This is a genomic window from Enterobacter sp. EC_64 (assembly GCF_019584165.1).
GTDB lineage: Bacteria > Pseudomonadota > Gammaproteobacteria > Enterobacterales > Enterobacteriaceae > Enterobacter > Enterobacter roggenkampii.
In genome coordinates, this window is the sequence record NZ_VDAS01000014.1 from 37,718 (window position 1) to 54,737 (window position 17,020).

Here is a 17,020-nt window from a genome sequence, read left to right on the forward strand (position 1 = left end):
GGAACAGCAACCCCCCGGTCATTTCTGGCAGGGGGCTGCCGGAACGATTACTCGCCCTTCACACGCTCGATATTGGCACCCAGCGCGCGCAGTTTATCTTCGATACGCTCATAACCACGATCGATGTGATAAATACGATCCACGATCGTTGTGCCTTCTGCGATACAGCCCGCCAACACCAGGCTGGCAGACGCACGCAGATCGGTTGCCATCACCTGAGCACCGGACAGTTTCTCAACGCCGTGGCAAATCACAGTATTACTTTCGATCTCGGCACGTGCCCCCATACGGATCAGCTCCGGTACGTGCATAAAGCGGTTCTCGAAAATGGTTTCCGTGATAAAGCCGGTCCCTTCGGCGACCAGGTTCAACAAGGTGAACTGTGCCTGCATGTCAGTTGGGAACGCCGGATGCGGTGCCGTACGCACATTGACCGCTTTTGGACGCTGTCCATGCATATCAAGGCTGATCCAGTCTTCACCGATTTCGATATCCGCACCCGCATCGCGCAGTTTCGCCAGCACTGCATCCAGGGTATCTGGCTGCGCGTTGCGACAAACAATTTTCCCGCCAGAGATCGCAGCAGCGATCAGGAAGGTACCGGTTTCGATACGGTCCGGCAGTACGCGATAGACACCCCCGCCCAGACGCTCAACGCCTTCGATGGTGATGCGGTCGGTACCCTGACCGGAGATCTTCGCACCCAGCGCCACGAGGAAGTTGGCAGTATCCACAATCTCCGGTTCACGCGCGGCGTTTTCGATGATCGTGGTCCCTTCTGCCAGCGTTGCCGCAGACATAATGGTCACCGTTGCGCCCACGCTCACTTTGTCCATAACAATGTGCGCGCCTTTCAGACGACCATTGACGGACGCTTTAACGTAGCCTTCTTCCAGCTTGATCTCTGCGCCCAGTTTTTCCAGGCCAAAGATGTGCAGGTCAACCGGACGCGCACCGATAGCGCAACCGCCCGGCAGCGAAACCTGACCCTGACCGAAACGCGCCACCAGCGGGCCAAGCGCCCAGATGGAAGCACGCATGGTTTTCACCAGATCGTAAGGGGCAGAGAAGTTATTCACCTTGCTGGCGTCGATCCAGACGGAACCGTTACGCTCGACTTTCGTGCCCAACTGGGTGAGCAGCTTCATGGTGGTGTCGATATCTTTCAGCTTCGGTACGTTCTGAATCTCTACCGGCTCTTCCGCGAGCAGTGCAGCAAAGAGGATGGGCAGCGCGGCGTTTTTCGCGCCAGAAATTGTGACTTCGCCCTGGAGACGCGTTGGCCCCTGTACACGAAATTTATCCATGGTGTGCTCTCTTATAAATTCAACCGTGCTGCGGGCCTGTCGCCCTCAGCTCAAAAACCGTTTAGTTTGCGATCGCGTGCCCACTCTTGCGGGGTGAACGCTTTAATCGACAGGGCGTGGATGCGGTTATCCGCAATATATTCCATCAGCGGCGCGTACACAGCCTGCTGTTTCTTCACACGGCTCATACCGTCGAACATCTCACCCACAGCAATAACCTGGAAGTGACTGCCATCGCCTGTGACGTGGGCTTCCTGAAGGGAGAGTGCATTCATCAGCACTGTCTGGATTTCATGATTTTCCATGGGCTCTTAATCATCTGATAGTGAAAACAAGCCCAACATCTTAGAGCAAAGTGGCGTCGTCTTAAACAAGCAAAAAGCCCCGACGATGAAACAGTCAGGGCTTTCGGAAGTAACGCACTGAAAATATTAACGAGGCAGTACGTCCTGAGGGAGATTGTAGAGCTGCGCAAGGGTCACGACATTCTCGCTCGCGCCGCGAAGCGTGACGCTCGCCCCCTGCTTTTTCCCTACCGCAACCAGATGGGCAAGCAGTGCAACGCCTGCCGTATCTACCCGCGTGACGTCGGTTAAGTCAATAACCGTCACGCCCTGCATGGCCTCATGGCGTTTATCCCATAAGGGGTTCAGCAGATCCTGATCCAGCTCACCGGACAGCTTTAATGTCTCGCCTTCACGCGACCAGCTGAGTTGCTGTGACATTACTTCTTCTCGTCCAGACTAATTTTCTGACGAGCGATGGACTGCAGCTGCGCGGTCAGGCCATCAATCCCCTTGGTGCGCAGCAGGTCGCTCCACTCGTTCTGTTTGGTGGTGATCATGCTTACGCCTTCGGCGATCATGTCATACGCCTGCCAGTGGCCGGTCTGGCTGTTTTTACGCCACTGGAAATCCAGACGCACCGGCGGACGACCGTTAGGATCGTTGATCGTTACGCGAATAGGGACGATGGTCGCATCACCCAGCGGCTGCTCCGGGGCGATCTGATAGGTCTGACCGTGGTACATCGCCAGCGCCTGACCATACGCCTGCTTCAGGTATTCACGGAAAGCGGCAAAATAGACCTCACGCTGCGCCGGGGTTGCGTCTTTGTAATAGCGGCCCAGCACCAGGGCTCCCGCATATTTGATCTGCACGTACGGCAGCAGCTCCTGGTCAACCACGTCACGCAGGTAATCAGGATTAGCACGAATCTTAGGCTGCTCGTTTTTAAGACGATCGAAGGTTTTCTTCGCGGCTTCGTCCATCAGTTTGTACGGGTTACTCTGATCCGCCGCGTGCACCGCGGTGAGAGGGGCAATAACCAGCATGGCAACCATTAACAGTCGTTTAAACATGAATGACTTCTCCTGATATTAATTCGCAGCACCTGGGGTCGGCGCAGCATTGGTATGGTCTTCACTCTGCGCAGGGGCATTGTCAGACTTTTTATCATCCCCTTTACTGTTGTAAAGGAACTGACCAATCATATCTTCCAGTACCATGGCGGACTTGGTGTCCTGGATCACGCTCCCGTCCTTAAGGATAGTCGTTCCCAGCTCGGGGTCTTCAAAACCGACGTTAAGCGCCAGATATTGTTCGCCCAGCAGACCGGAAGTCCGGATAGAAAGGGAGCTGGTGTCCGGAATGTGGTTGTAACGCTCTTCGATATCCATCGCGACACGTGGCAGATAGGTCTTCTCATCCAGCGTAATGTCAGATACGCGTCCGATCACCACGCCGCCAATACGGACCGGTGAACGCGCCTTCAGCCCGCCGATGTTATCGAAGGTGGCATAGATGCGATACGTCGGCTCGGTGCGCACAGACGTAATATCCGCCGCTCTCAGGCAGATAAACAGCGCGGCCAGCAGCGCCAGCAGCAGGAATACACCGACCCAAATTTCATTTTTTCTCGTTTGCATGAACTCAATTCCCAAACATCAGTGCGGTGAGCACAAAATCCAGACCCAGTACGGCCAGCGACGAATGAACGACAGTACGTGTAGTTGCGCGGCTAATGCCCGCCGACGTCGGGATGGCATCGTAACCATTGAACAATGCAATCCAGGTGACCGTAATGGCAAATACCACGCTCTTAATCAGGCAGTTAATCAGATCCATTCGCAGATCAATGGCGTCCTGCATGGCAGACCAGAAGAAACCGGCATCAATGCCTTTCCAGTGCACGCCAACCAGCGAACCGCCCCAGATCCCCACGGCGACAAACAGAATCGTCAGCAGCGGTAAAGAGATGACCCCGGCCCAGAAACGCGGCGAGATCACGCGACGCAGCGGATCGACCGCCATCATCTCCATGCTGGAGAGCTGCTCGGTCGCGCGCATCAGGCCAATTTCAGCCGTTAAGGCCGACCCCGCGCGCCCGGCGAAAAGCAGCGCCGCCACAACGGGCCCCAGTTCACGCAGCAGCGAGAGCGCCACCAGCATCCCGAGGCTGGTTTCCGCACTGTAGGTTGTCAGCACCAGGTAGCCCTGCAGACCCAGCACCATACCGATAAACAGACCGGAGACAATGATGATGAGCATCGACAGCACGCCGACGTTATAAAGCTGACGCACCAATAGCGGCGCGTGCTTACGGAATTCCGGCTTGCCGACCAGCGCGTTGAATAACATTAATCCGGCACGCCCGAACGTCCTGATGGTTTTTATGCCACGGTGTCCGAGAGCGGCCAACGCATTTAACAGCATGAGTGGCTTAACTCCCTATTCCCAGTAAATCGTCACGATAGTCGCCCGCCGGATAGCGGAACGGCACAGGGCCATCGGCAATACCGTCGAGGAACTGCCGCACGCGCGGATCGCAATTTTCCTGCAGCGCCTGGGCGCTACCGTGTGCGACGATCTTTTTGTCCGCTACGATGTAGGCGTAATCGGCAATGCTCAACACTTCAGGTACATCGTGAGACACCACAATGCAGGTGACGCCAAGCGCGCTGTTCAGCTCAGAGATGAGCTTCACCAGCACGCCCATCGTGATGGGATCCTGCCCGACAAACGGTTCGTCGAACATGATTAAATCAGGTTCTAATGCGATGGCTCGCGCCAGCGCGGCACGACGCGCCATCCCGCCGGACAGCTCCGAAGGCATCAGCTTCGCGGCGCCCCGCAGCCCGACGGCTTCTAGCTTCATCATCACCGTGCTTTTCAGCAGCGCAGGCGGCAGGCTGGTATGCTCGCGCAGCGGATAGGCAACGTTATCAAAGACGTTCATGTCGGTGAACAAAGCCCCCGACTGAAAGAGCATGCTCATGCGTTTGCGAACAGTATACAGGCGCGAGCGCGACATCTCCGGGATGTTTTCGCCATCAAAGAGGATTTCACCGCTATCCGGTGGGATCTGCCCACCGATAAGGCGGAGCAGGGTCGTTTTACCGATCCCGGACGGCCCCATGATGGCAGTAATTTTGCCACGCGGCACGGTCAACGAAATATCATCAAATATCAATCTGTTGGCGCGAGAAAAACTCACCCCGCGGACATCGACTAAATTCGCCATGGTTTGGCTCATTTATGGTTCCTTTCTTATCCTGCTCACGTTAAGGCATGTAGCCTGAATCAGCCCTAAACTCCGCATTTTTACAGAATAATAACCGTAGAGGTTAGCGAAAGCTGGCATTTGTTTTACTTTTCCGGCGCATAAAGTCAAAATTAGGAATTCGTTACGCCTCAGACTGTATGCAGTCCAGCCATTCCCGAGCAATGGACCGACGAGTATACCTGAAGAAAGGACTTTTGATGCTTTTAGCAACAGCACTGTTAATAATTGGTTTACTGTTGGTGGTCTACAGTGCTGACCGTTTAGTGTTTGCTGCATCTATCCTGTGTCGCCTGTGTGGCGTACCGCCTGTTGTCATCGGGATGACCGTGGTCAGCGTAGGAACGTCGCTTCCTGAAATCATCGTCTCTGTCTCTGCCTCGCTGCATGGTCAGGTAGACCTGGCAGTCGGCACCGCCATTGGCTCTAACATCGTCAATATTTTATTGATTTTAGGCCTGGCCGCGCTGCTCCATCCTTTTCGCGTGCATTCTGATGTTCTGCGCCGTGAATTGCCGCTAATGTTACTCGTAAGCCTGCTGGCAGGGTGCGTATTTTACGATGGCGTACTGAGCTACAGCGACGGCATTTTCCTGCTGGCGCTGGCCGTTATTTGGCTGCTGTATAGTGTTAAGATCGCCCGTCTGGCTGAAAAGCAGGGTCAGGATAGCCTCACGCGCGAGCAGGTCGCCGAGCTTCCGCGAGAAGGCACGCTGCCTGTTGCTCTGCTCTGGCTGGGCGTCGCACTGATCATCATGCCGATGGCAACGCGCATGGTCGTGGATAACGCGACGGTGCTGGCGAACTATTTTGCCATCAGCGAGCTGACTATAGGCCTGACGGTGATTGCCATCGGCACCAGCCTGCCGGAGCTGGCCACCGCCATTGCGGGGGCACGTAAAGGTGAGGATGACATTGCCATTGGTAATATCATCGGTTCTAACATTTTTAATATCGCCATTGTGATGGGCCTGCCGGCCCTGATTTCGCCAGGGCCCTTTAATCCTCTGGCGTTCTCACGTGATTACGGCGTGATGTTGCTGGTCAGCGTAATTTTTGCCCTGCTCTGCTGGCGGCGGCAACGACAGATCGGCAAAGGCGCAGGCGCGCTGCTGACGGGTGGATTTATCGTATGGATGGCGATGCTGTACTGGCTCTCGCCTCTTCTCTCTGGGTAAACGGAAACGCATTATGTCGCAAATAGAATTGCAGCCGGGTTTTGACTTTCAGAAAGCAGGCAAAGACGTTCTGGAGATTGAACGTGAAGGTCTGGCGCAGTTAGATCAGTACATTAATCAGGATTTTAGTCTGGCATGTGAGAAGATATTCTACTGCGCCGGCAAAGTCGTGGTGATGGGGATGGGCAAGTCCGGCCACATTGGACGCAAAATGGCGGCAACCTTTGCCAGTACCGGCACCTCCTCCTTCTTTGTCCACCCGGGGGAAGCCGCGCACGGGGACCTGGGTATGGTCACGCCGCAGGATATCGTCATCGCGCTCTCCAACTCCGGTGAGTCCAATGAAATCCTGGCGCTCATCCCGGTTCTGAAGCGACTGCAGGTGCCGCTGATTTGCATGACCAGCCGTCCGGAAAGCAGCATGGCGCGTGCAGCCGATATTCACCTGTGCGTGAAGGTTCCCAAGGAGGCCTGTCCGCTCGGTCTGGCGCCGACCTCCAGCACCACCGCTGCACTGGTCATGGGCGATGCGCTTGCCGTGGCGCTGCTTGAAGCCCGTGGCTTTACGCCGGAAGATTTCGCGCTTTCCCACCCGGGCGGCGCGCTGGGGCGCAAGCTCCTGCTGCGGGTAAACGATATTATGCACACCGGGGATGAGATCCCTCACGTCAGTAAAGAAGCCTCCCTGCGTGATGCGCTGCTGGAAATCACCCGCAAGAATCTGGGGATGACGGTCGTGTGCGACGATCTGATGAAAATTCAGGGGATCTTCACCGATGGCGACCTGCGTCGCGTGTTCGACATGGGTGTCGATGTCCGCACGCTCGGCATTGCCGACGTGATGACGCCGGGCGGTATCCGCGTGCGTCCGGGTACGCTGGCCGTGGATGTGCTGAACCTGATGCAGTCCCGCCATATCACCTCCGTTATGGTTGCCGATGGCGACCAGTTGCTGGGTGTGGTACATATGCATGATCTGCTGCGCGCAGGCGTAGTGTAATGAAGGATAAGACAATGAGTAATGCGGGTGCATCCCTTGCAACCTGTTATGGTCCGGTCAGTACGCAGATGATGGCAAAGGCGGAAAACATTCGTCTGCTCATCCTCGATGTGGATGGGGTTCTCTCCGACGGCCTGATTTACATGGGCAATAATGGTGAAGAGCTGAAGGCGTTTAACGTTCGCGACGGCTACGGTATCCGCTGTGCGCTCACCTCGGGGATTGAGGTGGCGATCATCACCGGACGAAACGCTAAACTGGTAGAAGACCGCTGTGAAACTTTAGGTATTACCCATCTGTATCAGGGTCAATCCGATAAGATGGCGGCGTTCAATGATTTACTGGGTAAACTGGCTATCGCACCGGAAAACGTGGCCTACGTCGGGGACGACCTGATTGACTGGCCGGTGATGGCTGAAGTTGGGCTGAGCATCGCCGTTGCCGATGCGCATCCGCTGCTGATCCCGCGCGCCGACTACGTTACCCACATCAACGGTGGCCGCGGCGCTGTCCGTGAAGTCTGCGATCTGCTTCTGCTGGCGCAGGGCAAGCTTGATGAGGCCAAAGGGCAATCGATATGAGTAAAACCAGACGTTGGATTATCATTTTGCTTTCGCTTGTCGCACTGGTATTGATTGGCGTGAACCTTGCCGATCGCGACGATACGCAAACGGAAGTGATCAACAATACCGATCCAACCTATAAAAGCGATCACAGCGACACCGTGGTCTATAGCCCGGAAGGCGCGCTGAACTATCGCCTGATTGCCCAGCATGTTGAATATTTTTCCGATGATGGCGTTTCATGGTTTACCCAACCTGTGATGACCACATTTGATAAAGACAAAGTGCCGACGTGGTCAATTAAGTCAGATCGGGCCAAACTGACAAATGACCGTATGCTTTATCTGTATGGCCACGTTGAAGTCAACGCCCTGACCGCTGACTCGCAACTGCGAAAAATTACGACGGATAATGCCCAGATCAACCTGGTAACCCAGGACGTGACGTCGCAGGATCTGGTCACACTGTATGGCACAACATTTAATTCCAGCGGTTTAAGAATGCGCGGGAACTTACGCAGCAAGAACGCCGAGCTGATTGAAAAGGTTAGAACCTCCTATGAAATTCAAAACAAACAAACTCAGCCTTAAAGTAATTATCGCCAGCGCGATGCTGGCGGCCAGTCTCCCCGCGCTTGCTGTAACGGGCGATACCGACCAGCCGATCCATATTGAGTCCGACACCCAGTCTCTCGATATGCAGGGTAACGTCGTCACCTTCACGGGTAACGTCGTCATGACCCAGGGCACCATCAAAATCAACGCCGACAAAGTGGTCGTAACCCGTCCGGGTGGCGAGCAGGGCAAAGAGATTATTGATGGTTACGGCAACCCGGCAACCTTCTATCAAATGCAGGACAACGGCAAGCCGGTGAAAGGCCGCGCTACGCACATGCACTATGAGCTGGCGAAGGATCTGGTCATCCTGACCGGGAATGCGTATCTGGAACAGCTGGACAGCAACATTACCGGCGACCAGATTACCTATCTGGTTAAAGAGCAAAAAATGCAGGCCTCCAGCGAGAAAGGCAAACGCGTGACCACCGTACTGGTTCCGTCGCAGCTGCAGGACAAAGGCAAGGGCCAGGCCCCGGCACAGAAGAAGAGTAACTAATTCGTTATGGCAACATTAACTGCAAAAAACCTCGCGAAGGCCTATAAGGGCCGCCGTGTCGTAGAAGATGTCAGTCTCACCGTCAACTCCGGCGAAATCGTGGGGCTGCTTGGCCCGAACGGTGCGGGTAAAACGACAACCTTCTACATGGTGGTGGGTATTGTGCCGCGCGATGCCGGCAACATTATCATTGACGATGAAGACATCAGTCTTCTGCCGCTGCACGCGCGCGCGCGTCGCGGGATCGGCTATCTGCCGCAGGAAGCCTCCATTTTCCGTCGTCTCAGCGTTTACGACAACCTGATGGCGGTCCTGCAAATTCGTAACGACCTGACCAACGAACAGCGTCAGGATCGTGCCAACGAGCTGATGGAAGAGTTCCACATTGAGCATCTGCGCGACAGCCTCGGTCAGGCACTCTCCGGGGGCGAACGCCGTCGCGTTGAGATTGCGCGTGCGCTGGCCGCAAACCCGAAATTTATCCTTCTGGATGAACCGTTTGCGGGCGTTGACCCCATCTCCGTTATCGACATTAAACGTATCATTGAGCACCTGCGCGACAGCGGGCTTGGCGTACTGATCACCGACCACAACGTGCGTGAAACGCTGGCCGTATGTGAACGCGCCTATATTGTCAGCCAGGGCAATCTGATCGCCCACGGTACGCCGCAGCAGATCCTCGAAGACGATCATGTTAAGCGCGTCTATCTTGGGGAAGACTTCAGACTCTGATAGGGTAGAGGTAACGTAACGCCGAACCGGAGAAAAATGCTCTGAACATGAAGCAAGGTTTGCAATTAAGGCTCAGCCAACAACTGGCGATGACGCCGCAGCTACAGCAGGCAATTCGCCTGTTGCAACTGTCCACGTTAGAACTTCAGCAGGAGCTCCAGCAGGCGCTGGACAGTAACCCCCTGCTGGAACAAACCGATCTTCATGACGAGGTAGATACCCAGCAATCGCAGGATACTGAAGCGCTCGATACCGCGGATGCACTCGAACAAAAAGAGATGCCCGACGAGCTTCCGCTTGATGCCAGCTGGGATGAAATCTACACCGCCGGAACCCCTTCCGGTACGCGTGCAGACTACCAGGACGATGAGCTACCGGTCTATCAGGGCGAAACCACCCAGTCGCTGCAGGATTACCTGATGTGGCAGGTGGAACTCACCCCCTTCTCCGATACCGACCGCGCGATTGCCACGTCGATTGTCGATGCCGTTGACGACACCGGCTATTTGACCGTCACCCTCGACGATATACTGGAAAGCATGGGCGACGACGAGATTGAGCTTGAGGAAGTCGAAGCCGTTCTGAAGCGCATCCAGCGTTTCGATCCGGTAGGCGTGGCTGCAAAAGATCTGCGCGACTGTCTGCTGATCCAGCTTTCTCAGTTCAGCAAAGAGACGCCATGGCTCGAGGAGGCGCGCGCGATCATCAGCGATCATCTGGATCTGCTGGCGAACCACGATTTCCGCACCCTGATGCGCGTCACGCGCCTGAAAGAAGAGGTGCTGAAAGAAGCGGTGAATCTGATCCAGTCGCTCGATCCGCGCCCCGGTCAGTCGATCCAGACCAGCGAGCCCGAGTACGTGATCCCGGATGTGCTGGTCAGAAAACACAACGGCCGCTGGGTCGTTGAACTGAATTCAGACAGCATCCCTCGCCTGCAAATCAACCAGCAGTATGCCTCCATGTGCACCAGCGTGCGTAACGACGCCGACAATCAATATATTCGTAGCAATTTGCAGGAAGCGCGATGGCTGATCAAAAGTCTGGAGAGCCGAAATGATACGCTGCTACGCGTCAGCCGCTGTATTGTCGAACAGCAGCAGGCTTTCTTTGAGCAGGGCGAAGAGTATATGAAACCGATGGTGCTGGCGGATATCGCCCAGGCCGTCGAGATGCATGAATCAACCATTTCCCGTGTCACCACGCAGAAGTATCTGCACAGTCCACGCGGTATTTTTGAGCTTAAGTATTTCTTCTCCAGCCATGTGAATACCGAGGGCGGCGGCGAAGCGTCGTCAACGGCCATTCGTGCTCTGGTGAAGAAGTTGATCGCCGCGGAGAATCCCGCGAAGCCACTAAGCGACAGTAAGTTAACCACCATGCTGTCCGATCAGGGTATTATGGTGGCACGTCGTACTGTTGCGAAGTATCGAGAGTCTTTATCCATTCCGCCGTCCAACCAGCGTAAACAGCTGGTCTGACACAACCGATAAGGAAGACACTATGCAGCTCAACATCACTGGACAAAACGTCGAAATTACTGAGGCTTTACGCGACTTTGTGAACGCGAAGTTTGCAAAACTCGAGCAGTATTTCGAAAGGATCAATCAGGTCTACATTGTGTTGAAAGTGGAGAAAGTGACTCATATCTCGGATGCCACCCTGCATGTTAACGGGGGGGAACTGCATGCCAGTGCGGAAGGGCAAGACATGTACGCTGCTATCGACGGCTTGATTGATAAGCTTGCGCGACAGCTCAATAAACATAAAGATAAACTGAAACAACACTAATTGTCCGGGCTGTTAACGGGTGCAGGACGGCCTGTTGTGAAACACAACAGGCCATTTGTACAGTTAGCGCTTAGGTGAAATTATGATGAACAACGATTCCGCTCTTCAACTGAGCAATGTCCTTAACCAGGAATGTACCCGCAGTGCGGTTCACTGCCAGAGCAAAAAACGTGCGCTGGAAATCATCAGTGAACTGGCCGCAAAACAGCTGGGCCTGCCGCCGCAGGTGGTGTTCGAAGCGATTCTGACCCGTGAAAAGATGGGCAGTACCGGTATCGGCAACGGCATCGCAATCCCGCACGGCAAGCTGGAAGAGGATACCCTGCGTGCCGTCGGTGTGTTTGTGCAGCTTGAAACACCGATCGCCTTTGATGCCATTGATAACCAGCCCGTCGATCTCCTCTTCGCGCTGCTGGTGCCTGCTGACCAGACGAAAACCCATCTGCATACGCTGTCGCTGGTCGCCAAACGTCTGGCTGATAAAACCATTTGCCGTCGACTGCGCTCGGCTCAAAGTGATGAAGAGCTTTATCAAATTATCACCGAAGCAGAAGGCAATCAGGATGATGCATAACCAGGAGATGGCCTTTACATCTGTTGTCCTGAGGAGAAACGGAACATGGTGCTGATGATTGTCAGCGGTCGTTCAGGGTCGGGGAAATCCGTGGCTCTGCGCGCGCTGGAAGACATGGGTTTTTACTGCGTCGATAACCTTCCGGTCGTGTTGTTGCCCGACCTGGCCCGTACGCTTGCCGAGAGACAGACCTCGGCTGCCGTCAGTATCGACGTTCGTAACATGCCGGAATCGCCAGAGATCTTCGAGCAGGCAATGAGTAACCTGCCTGATACGTTCTCGCCTCAGCTGCTGTTCCTCGATGCAGACCGTAATACTCTTATCCGCCGCTACAGCGACACCCGTCGTTTGCACCCGCTTTCCAGTAAGAACCTCTCCCTGGAGAGCGCAATCGATGAAGAGAGCGATCTGCTGGAGCCGCTGCGTTCTCGCGCCGACCTGATTGTCGACACCTCTGAAATGTCCGTTCACGAGCTGGCAGAAATGCTGCGTACCCGCTTGCTGGGAAAACGCGAACGCGAACTGACGATGGTGTTCGAATCCTTTGGCTTCAAGCACGGTATCCCGATTGATGCGGATTATGTTTTCGACGTGCGCTTTCTGCCGAACCCGCACTGGGATCCGAAACTGCGTCCTATGACCGGTCTGGATAAACCCGTCGCGGCTTTCCTCGACAGGCACACAGAAGTTCACAATTTTATCTACCAGACGCGAAGCTACCTTGAGCTATGGTTACCTATGCTGGAGACAAACAATCGTAGCTATCTGACGGTAGCGATTGGCTGTACCGGCGGTAAACATCGTTCGGTTTATATCGCCGAACAGCTGGCCGACTACTTCCGCTCGCGCGGGAAGAACGTTCAGTCCCGTCATCGCACGCTGGAAAAACGTAAAACATGACCGTAAAACAGACCGTTGAGATCACCAATAAGCTGGGCATGCATGCGCGCCCGGCGATGAAGCTGTTTGAGCTGATGCAGGGTTTCGATGCAGAAGTTCTGCTGCGGAATGACGAAGGTACCGAAGCGGAGGCGAACAGCGTCATTGCGCTGCTGATGCTGGATTCCGCCAAAGGGCGTCAGATTGAAGTCGAAGCCACCGGCCCCCAGGAAGAGGAAGCGCTGGCGGCGGTGATTGCGCTGTTTAACGCAGGGTTCGACGAAGATTAAGGTCTCTGCCCTTCAGGCGGGTGGCGCTGCGCTTACCCGCCCTACATAAGTTTGTTGCTCTCCATAAACCCTTCTCCTCCCAACTGACGCATCTGGCGCATAATCCACGCCTGACGGCTTCGCACGTACCCTGAGGGGGCACTGGCTTTAAAACGGATGGGATTAGGCAGAACAGCCGCGAGCAGCGCCGCCTCAGACATGCTCAGCTTGCTGGCGGGTTTATTAAAATAGCGTTGTGATGCAGCTTCGACACCAAATACCCCGTCGCCAAACTCGGCAACGTTGAGATACACGGTCAGAATGCGCTTTTTGCTCCAGACCGTTTCCATGCCCAGGGTGAGCCCCGCTTCCAGCCCCTTTCGCACCCAGCTGCGGCCGTCCCACAGAAACAGATTTTTGGCCGTCTGCTGCGACAACGTTGACGCGCCGCGCACGCGGTTTTCATGGCGTTCATTATGGGCCAGCGCCTTCTCAATGGCCGCAACGTCGAACCCCCAGTGCTCCGGGAATTTCTGATCCTCCGCTGCGATGACCGCCAGCCCCATGAACGGAGAGATCTCGTCCATGCTTACCCAGTCAGAATGGGCAACATAGCCGAAATCGCCGCTGAGCCACGCGCCGAGCTGACGCTCAACCATCACGGCAGAGAACGGGACCGGCATAATGCTGAACACGGCCAGCCCGCCTCCCCAGAACACCGCCATGACGAGAACGATGCGTAGAAGAAGGCGTTTCACCCATGCGCCTGCGGAAAACGGACGCCTCATTCCGTCAGCACCAGCACGCGGGCGACCAGTTTTTCAATGCCCACGGCGGCTTCCGCGATATTCTTCGCCAGCATATACGCAGGCGTGGTGACAATCTTGTTATCTTCATCAACCACAATGTCATCCACCGGGCACGGAACGTGTTCGCCCCCCATTTCTTCGACAATCTCTGCGGTATCAATATCCGTCCCGATGGTCAGGCGCAGCGGGAAATCAAAAATTTTAGGCAACATCGCCGGTGCGATACAGATAAAGCCCAGCGGTTTTCCTGCCGCATGCATGGCCTGCGACAGCGCTTTGAGATGAGGATCGATCTGACACTCCGCGCCCTGCGCGGCAAAGGTACTGAGATTTTTGGCTGCGCCAAACCCACCCGGCACAATGAGCGCATCAAGCTCTGCAGGGTCTGCCTGAATAAGAGGATGGATGTCACCTCGCGCAATGCGCGCGGCTTCAATCAGCACGTTACGGGTTTCCGCCATCGGCTCACCGGTCAGATGGTTAATCACATCCGCCTGATTTTTGTCCGGTGCAAAACAAATCACCTCGGCTCCCTGCTTAGCCAGGGCCAGCAGCGTGATGACGGCTTCATGTATCTCAGAGCCATCATAAACACCGCATCCGCTTAGCACGACACCAATCTTTTTCATCATGAGAATCCTTTTCTGCAACTTGCTGAAGCACATTAATAATTTTGATTAAAACGCTATGCTTCACACATTTCACTGATTCATGTAACAAACCATTTAAGATTTGCTATCTTATCTGCGTGCGGCCTAAATTTTTCAGGCAGCGCCCTTTCAAAAATAACGTTTAAAAACAGGCGCAGCCACGATTTCCCTGGTGTTGGCGCAGTATTCGCGCACCCCGGTTAATCCGGGGTCATTTTTTTCTGGCGTCAACCCAGGCTTTTAGCACCGCCACATCGTTTTGCCATTCCTGTTTCATCTCTTCAACCCAATCACCCACGTTATCTTCCCATGCAGGTAAATCAGGCGACTGAATCTGTTGCCCCAACTGCTGCAGATGGCGTAAGCCAACCGAGCCGGCGGCACCTTTGATTTTATGTCCTTCTTCCACGATCCCCTTCTGGTCACGGGCCGTCAGGTTGGATTCCAGCACGCTCAGATAGCCCGGCATCATTTTTTCGAACACCGCCAGACCGTCGGTAATCAGTTTCGGCCCCACCAGATCGATGTACTGCTCCAGCATCGCGGTATCGAGTATCGTTTGGGCTTTTGCGCTATCAACAGACGTCATGGTGCTCTCCTCTTCATCATGGGTATCCCAGAACTTTTTGATCATAGCGGTCAGAGCAGGCACCGCCAGCGGCTTGCTGAGTACATCGTCCATACCGGCATCGAGATACTCTTTTTTATCTTTCAGCACGTTCGCCGTCAGGGCAACCAGCGGCGGCAGTTCGTCGGCCGCGTACTGACGCGTCAACTCGCGCGAGATATCCAGCCCGGTCATATCCGGTAATTGAATATCCAGCAGAACAAGATCGTATTCGCCTGGTTTAAACATCTCCAGCGCGGCTTTACCGGTCATCGCGACATCCACGCTGTTGCCCAGTTTTTCCAGCACAGAGCGCGCCACAATTACGTTCAGCTCAATATCTTCCACCAGCAGGACGTGCAGGGCAGGCAGCGGCATATCGTCATTTTCAAAGGTATCCTCTACCTCTTCCGCCACCGCAGGGGCATGGACCGTCAGCGTGAAGGTTGACCCTTTGCCCGGCTGGCTGGCAACGGTGATATCGCCGCCCATACTCTTCGCCAGACGTTTAGACACCGCCAGGCCAATGCCCGTACCGGTGGCCGGTTTCCCACCGTTGCTGTCCTTCACCTGATAATACATGGCGAAGATTTTGTCCTGCTCCTCCAGCGGAATACCCATCCCGGAGTCTTCCACCTCGAAGTGCAGCATGTCACCTTCGTCATAGCGGATACGCACCGCCACCTTTCCTTTCTGGGTAAATTTCACCGCGTTGCTGATCAGGTTCCACAGGATCTGGCGCAGTCGCGTGCCGTCCGTCACCACTTTATGCGGCAGCGGCAGGGTTGGCTCCATGACAAAGCTCAATCCCTTCTGCTGCGCCTGCAGGCCAGACAGGTTTTCCAGATCGGCAAGGAAGCTGGTGAAATCCACAGGCTGGTTATCAAGCTGAACTTTGCGGCGCTCCATCTTATCCATATCAATAATATCGTTGAAGATATTACCCAGCGTGACCGCTGAAACATGGATAGTCTTGAGGTATTTTTCCTGCTCTGCGGTCAGGTCGGTATCCAGCAGAATACGGCTCAACCCGACGATGCCGTTAAGCGGCGTGCGCAGCTCGTGGCTGATGGTGGAGATAAAGGTGGTCTTGTCGCGGCTGGCGCGCTCCAGGGCATCCTGATAGCGCTTACGCTCGGTAATATCGCGGCCAAAGCCCATCAGGCCGTGGCGTTTCCCCACGCGGTCATAGTAGGGCACCTTACGGATCTCAAAGCAGGCTTTGCGCCCGTCCGGGTAATCCAGCCACTGTTCATAGGTCAGCGAGACGTTATGACGGAAGACTTTTTCGTCGGTCTCCATGACCTTGGCCGCCGCCTCTTCAGAGTAAACGTCCTGCGGCTTCAGGTGTATCAGCTGCTTCTCGCTTTTCCCGGTGAGCAACTCCATCGCCCGGTTACAGCCGGAAAACTCTTTATCTTCATTACGGTAGAACACCAGATCCGGCGACGCATCCAGGAACGATCGCAGGAAAGAAGATTGCTGCTCAAGCTGGATCTGCGTGACCTCGCGCTCTTTCATTTCGATTTTCAGCTGTTCCAGGGTGGCCTGACGCTCGGCCTCCGCTTTCTCACGATCTGAAATCTCCTGATTCAGCTGCGCAATGTTGTCTTTGAGCTGGACGTTGAGCTTCAGGTCACGCTCGCGCATCTCTTCCAGCTTATCCACCAGCTTAGACAAACGCTGACGGGACTCTTCCAGCTGTTCAACCACCACGGAAAGGAAATAGACCGCCCAGGGAGTAATAAGCAAGCCAAAGAAGATGGAGCGGATGACGTCGATACTCTCGACCTGACCATGCAGAACCATGGTAACCGCCATTTGCACGACAATGGCCAGAACGACCAGCGCCAGCGCAAGCAGCATGGAAAAACGCACCAGCCCAAGCTTCATCATCAGGTCGACGTAATACTGGGCAAGCATTCGAATTTGCTTCATAGAGGATCCCTTCACGACGTTATCGCTCAATAATACTCAAATTCGCGGC

Annotated in this window: 21 protein-coding genes; 11 read left to right on the forward strand and 10 right to left on the reverse strand. The window is 55.0% G+C overall.

Annotated features, from left to right (window positions below; genetic code table 11):
- Window positions 1–47 precede the first annotated feature (47 nt).
- From murA to mlaF, 7 genes are all read right to left on the reverse strand, one after another.
- The gene (gene murA, locus FHC52_RS13100) at window positions 48–1,307 is read right to left on the reverse strand and encodes a UDP-N-acetylglucosamine 1-carboxyvinyltransferase (RefSeq protein ID WP_008501459.1); all 1,260 of its coding nucleotides are present in this window, start codon (window positions 1,305–1,307) and stop codon (window positions 48–50) included.
- 50 nt (window positions 1,308–1,357) lie between these two features.
- Entirely contained in the window at window positions 1,358–1,612 is a 255-nt protein-coding gene (gene ibaG, locus FHC52_RS13105; RefSeq protein ID WP_008501458.1) for a BolA family iron metabolism protein IbaG, read from the reverse strand.
- 126 nt (window positions 1,613–1,738) lie between these two features.
- Entirely contained in the window at window positions 1,739–2,032 is a 294-nt protein-coding gene (gene mlaB / locus FHC52_RS13110) for a lipid asymmetry maintenance protein MlaB (protein WP_021242262.1), read from the reverse strand.
- A complete protein-coding gene (gene mlaC / locus FHC52_RS13115) occupies window positions 2,032–2,667 on the reverse strand; it encodes a phospholipid-binding protein MlaC (RefSeq protein WP_220420110.1) in 636 nt (211 codons plus the stop codon). The genes mlaB and mlaC overlap by 1 nt, the downstream gene beginning before the upstream one ends.
- An 18-nt stretch (window positions 2,668–2,685) precedes the next feature.
- A complete protein-coding gene (mlaD, locus tag FHC52_RS13120) occupies window positions 2,686–3,234 on the reverse strand; it encodes an outer membrane lipid asymmetry maintenance protein MlaD (protein WP_008501455.1) in 549 nt (182 codons plus the stop codon).
- 4 nt (window positions 3,235–3,238) lie between these two features.
- Window positions 3,239–4,021 carry a lipid asymmetry maintenance ABC transporter permease subunit MlaE gene (gene mlaE, locus FHC52_RS13125; RefSeq protein WP_008501454.1) on the reverse strand — a complete coding sequence of 261 codons (783 nt, stop codon included), beginning with the start codon at window positions 4,019–4,021 and terminating at the stop codon, window positions 3,239–3,241.
- Window positions 4,022–4,028: 7 nt separating this feature from the next.
- Complete coding sequence (gene mlaF, locus FHC52_RS13130) at window positions 4,029–4,841, reverse strand: phospholipid ABC transporter ATP-binding protein MlaF (RefSeq protein WP_008501452.1); 813 nt, start codon at window positions 4,839–4,841, stop codon at window positions 4,029–4,031.
- A 227-nt stretch (window positions 4,842–5,068) separates the two neighbouring features.
- On the opposite strand from mlaF, the gene FHC52_RS13135 reads away from it, so the two are divergent.
- The 11 genes from FHC52_RS13135 to npr all read left to right on the forward strand — a co-directional run bounded on the left by FHC52_RS13135 (window position 5,069) and on the right by npr (window position 12,988).
- Window positions 5,069–6,046 (forward strand): calcium/sodium antiporter, encoded by a 978-nt coding sequence (locus FHC52_RS13135; protein ID WP_126289146.1) that lies wholly within the window; start codon window positions 5,069–5,071, stop codon window positions 6,044–6,046.
- 13 nt (window positions 6,047–6,059) lie between these two features.
- Window positions 6,060–7,046: an arabinose-5-phosphate isomerase KdsD gene (gene kdsD / locus FHC52_RS13140; protein WP_008501450.1), complete on the forward strand. Its 987-nt coding sequence runs from the start codon at window positions 6,060–6,062 to the stop codon at window positions 7,044–7,046.
- Window positions 7,047–7,060: 14 nt separating this feature from the next.
- Window positions 7,061–7,627, forward strand: coding sequence for a 3-deoxy-manno-octulosonate-8-phosphatase KdsC (gene kdsC, locus FHC52_RS13145; RefSeq protein ID WP_008501449.1), 567 nt, complete (start codon window positions 7,061–7,063; stop codon window positions 7,625–7,627).
- Window positions 7,624–8,199: an LPS export ABC transporter periplasmic protein LptC gene (gene lptC / locus FHC52_RS13150; protein ID WP_021242266.1), complete on the forward strand. Its 576-nt coding sequence runs from the start codon at window positions 7,624–7,626 to the stop codon at window positions 8,197–8,199. The genes kdsC and lptC overlap by 4 nt, the downstream gene beginning before the upstream one ends.
- Entirely contained in the window at window positions 8,168–8,722 is a 555-nt protein-coding gene (lptA, locus tag FHC52_RS13155) for a lipopolysaccharide ABC transporter substrate-binding protein LptA (protein ID WP_008501447.1), read from the forward strand. Before lptC ends, lptA begins: the two co-directional genes overlap by 32 nt.
- Window positions 8,723–8,728: 6 nt before the next feature.
- A complete protein-coding gene (gene lptB, locus FHC52_RS13160; protein WP_008501446.1) occupies window positions 8,729–9,454 on the forward strand; it encodes an LPS export ABC transporter ATP-binding protein in 726 nt (241 codons plus the stop codon).
- A gap of 47 nt (window positions 9,455–9,501) precedes the next feature.
- On the forward strand, window positions 9,502–10,935 hold the full coding sequence (rpoN, locus tag FHC52_RS13165) for an RNA polymerase factor sigma-54 (protein WP_008501445.1): 1,434 nt from the start codon (window positions 9,502–9,504) through the stop codon (window positions 10,933–10,935).
- Window positions 10,936–10,957: 22 nt separating this feature from the next.
- Entirely contained in the window at window positions 10,958–11,245 is a 288-nt protein-coding gene (hpf, locus tag FHC52_RS13170; protein ID WP_008501444.1) for a ribosome hibernation promoting factor, read from the forward strand.
- An 82-nt stretch (window positions 11,246–11,327) separates the two neighbouring features.
- On the forward strand, window positions 11,328–11,819 hold the full coding sequence (ptsN, locus tag FHC52_RS13175; RefSeq protein ID WP_008501443.1) for a PTS IIA-like nitrogen regulatory protein PtsN: 492 nt from the start codon (window positions 11,328–11,330) through the stop codon (window positions 11,817–11,819).
- A gap of 45 nt (window positions 11,820–11,864) precedes the next feature.
- Window positions 11,865–12,719: an RNase adapter RapZ gene (rapZ, locus tag FHC52_RS13180; protein WP_008501442.1), complete on the forward strand. Its 855-nt coding sequence runs from the start codon at window positions 11,865–11,867 to the stop codon at window positions 12,717–12,719.
- Window positions 12,716–12,988, forward strand: coding sequence for a PTS phosphocarrier protein NPr (npr, locus tag FHC52_RS13185; RefSeq protein ID WP_003861872.1), 273 nt, complete (start codon window positions 12,716–12,718; stop codon window positions 12,986–12,988). Before rapZ ends, npr begins: the two co-directional genes overlap by 4 nt.
- Window positions 12,989–13,029: 41 nt before the next feature.
- Here the strand turns inward: npr and mtgA are convergent, their stop codons facing one another.
- From mtgA to arcB, 3 genes are all read right to left on the reverse strand, one after another.
- Complete coding sequence (mtgA, locus tag FHC52_RS13190; RefSeq protein ID WP_023326169.1) at window positions 13,030–13,755, reverse strand: monofunctional biosynthetic peptidoglycan transglycosylase; 726 nt, start codon at window positions 13,753–13,755, stop codon at window positions 13,030–13,032.
- Window positions 13,752–14,405, reverse strand: coding sequence for an isoprenoid biosynthesis glyoxalase ElbB (elbB, locus tag FHC52_RS13195; RefSeq protein WP_032653621.1), 654 nt, complete (start codon window positions 14,403–14,405; stop codon window positions 13,752–13,754). The genes mtgA and elbB overlap by 4 nt, the downstream gene beginning before the upstream one ends.
- A 232-nt stretch (window positions 14,406–14,637) precedes the next feature.
- Window positions 14,638–16,971 (reverse strand): aerobic respiration two-component sensor histidine kinase ArcB, encoded by a 2,334-nt coding sequence (arcB, locus tag FHC52_RS13200; RefSeq protein ID WP_008501438.1) that lies wholly within the window; start codon window positions 16,969–16,971, stop codon window positions 14,638–14,640.
- Window positions 16,972–17,020: the final 49 nt, after the last annotated feature.

Excerpts from the sequence above, each read along its gene's own strand:
- arcB (WP_008501438.1), bottom strand. The coding sequence starts at position 16,971 with ATGAAGCAAATTCGAATGCTTGCCCAGTATTACGTCGACCTGATGATG.
- mtgA (WP_023326169.1), bottom strand. The coding sequence starts at position 13,755 with ATGAGGCGTCCGTTTTCCGCAGGCGCATGGGTGAAACGCCTTCTTCTA.
- hpf (WP_008501444.1), top strand. The coding sequence starts at position 10,958 with ATGCAGCTCAACATCACTGGACAAAACGTCGAAATTACTGAGGCTTTA.
- murA (WP_008501459.1), bottom strand. The coding sequence starts at position 1,307 with ATGGATAAATTTCGTGTACAGGGGCCAACGCGTCTCCAGGGCGAAGTC.
- mlaB (WP_021242262.1), bottom strand. The coding sequence starts at position 2,032 with ATGTCACAGCAACTCAGCTGGTCGCGTGAAGGCGAGACATTAAAGCTG.
- ptsN (WP_008501443.1), top strand. The coding sequence starts at position 11,328 with ATGATGAACAACGATTCCGCTCTTCAACTGAGCAATGTCCTTAACCAG.
- mlaC (WP_220420110.1), bottom strand. The coding sequence starts at position 2,667 with ATGTTTAAACGACTGTTAATGGTTGCCATGCTGGTTATTGCCCCTCTC.
- npr (WP_003861872.1), top strand. The coding sequence starts at position 12,716 with ATGACCGTAAAACAGACCGTTGAGATCACCAATAAGCTGGGCATGCAT.
- lptA (WP_008501447.1), top strand. The coding sequence starts at position 8,168 with ATGAAATTCAAAACAAACAAACTCAGCCTTAAAGTAATTATCGCCAGC.
- lptC (WP_021242266.1), top strand. The coding sequence starts at position 7,624 with ATGAGTAAAACCAGACGTTGGATTATCATTTTGCTTTCGCTTGTCGCA.
- rpoN (WP_008501445.1), top strand. The coding sequence starts at position 9,502 with ATGAAGCAAGGTTTGCAATTAAGGCTCAGCCAACAACTGGCGATGACG.
- kdsC (WP_008501449.1), top strand. The coding sequence starts at position 7,061 with ATGAGTAATGCGGGTGCATCCCTTGCAACCTGTTATGGTCCGGTCAGT.
- FHC52_RS13135 (WP_126289146.1), top strand. The coding sequence starts at position 5,069 with ATGCTTTTAGCAACAGCACTGTTAATAATTGGTTTACTGTTGGTGGTC.
- mlaE (WP_008501454.1), bottom strand. The coding sequence starts at position 4,021 with ATGCTGTTAAATGCGTTGGCCGCTCTCGGACACCGTGGCATAAAAACC.
- kdsD (WP_008501450.1), top strand. The coding sequence starts at position 6,060 with ATGTCGCAAATAGAATTGCAGCCGGGTTTTGACTTTCAGAAAGCAGGC.
- ibaG (WP_008501458.1), bottom strand. The coding sequence starts at position 1,612 with ATGGAAAATCATGAAATCCAGACAGTGCTGATGAATGCACTCTCCCTT.
- mlaD (WP_008501455.1), bottom strand. The coding sequence starts at position 3,234 with ATGCAAACGAGAAAAAATGAAATTTGGGTCGGTGTATTCCTGCTGCTG.
- mlaF (WP_008501452.1), bottom strand. The coding sequence starts at position 4,841 with ATGAGCCAAACCATGGCGAATTTAGTCGATGTCCGCGGGGTGAGTTTT.
- rapZ (WP_008501442.1), top strand. The coding sequence starts at position 11,865 with ATGGTGCTGATGATTGTCAGCGGTCGTTCAGGGTCGGGGAAATCCGTG.
- lptB (WP_008501446.1), top strand. The coding sequence starts at position 8,729 with ATGGCAACATTAACTGCAAAAAACCTCGCGAAGGCCTATAAGGGCCGC.
- elbB (WP_032653621.1), bottom strand. The coding sequence starts at position 14,405 with ATGAAAAAGATTGGTGTCGTGCTAAGCGGATGCGGTGTTTATGATGGC.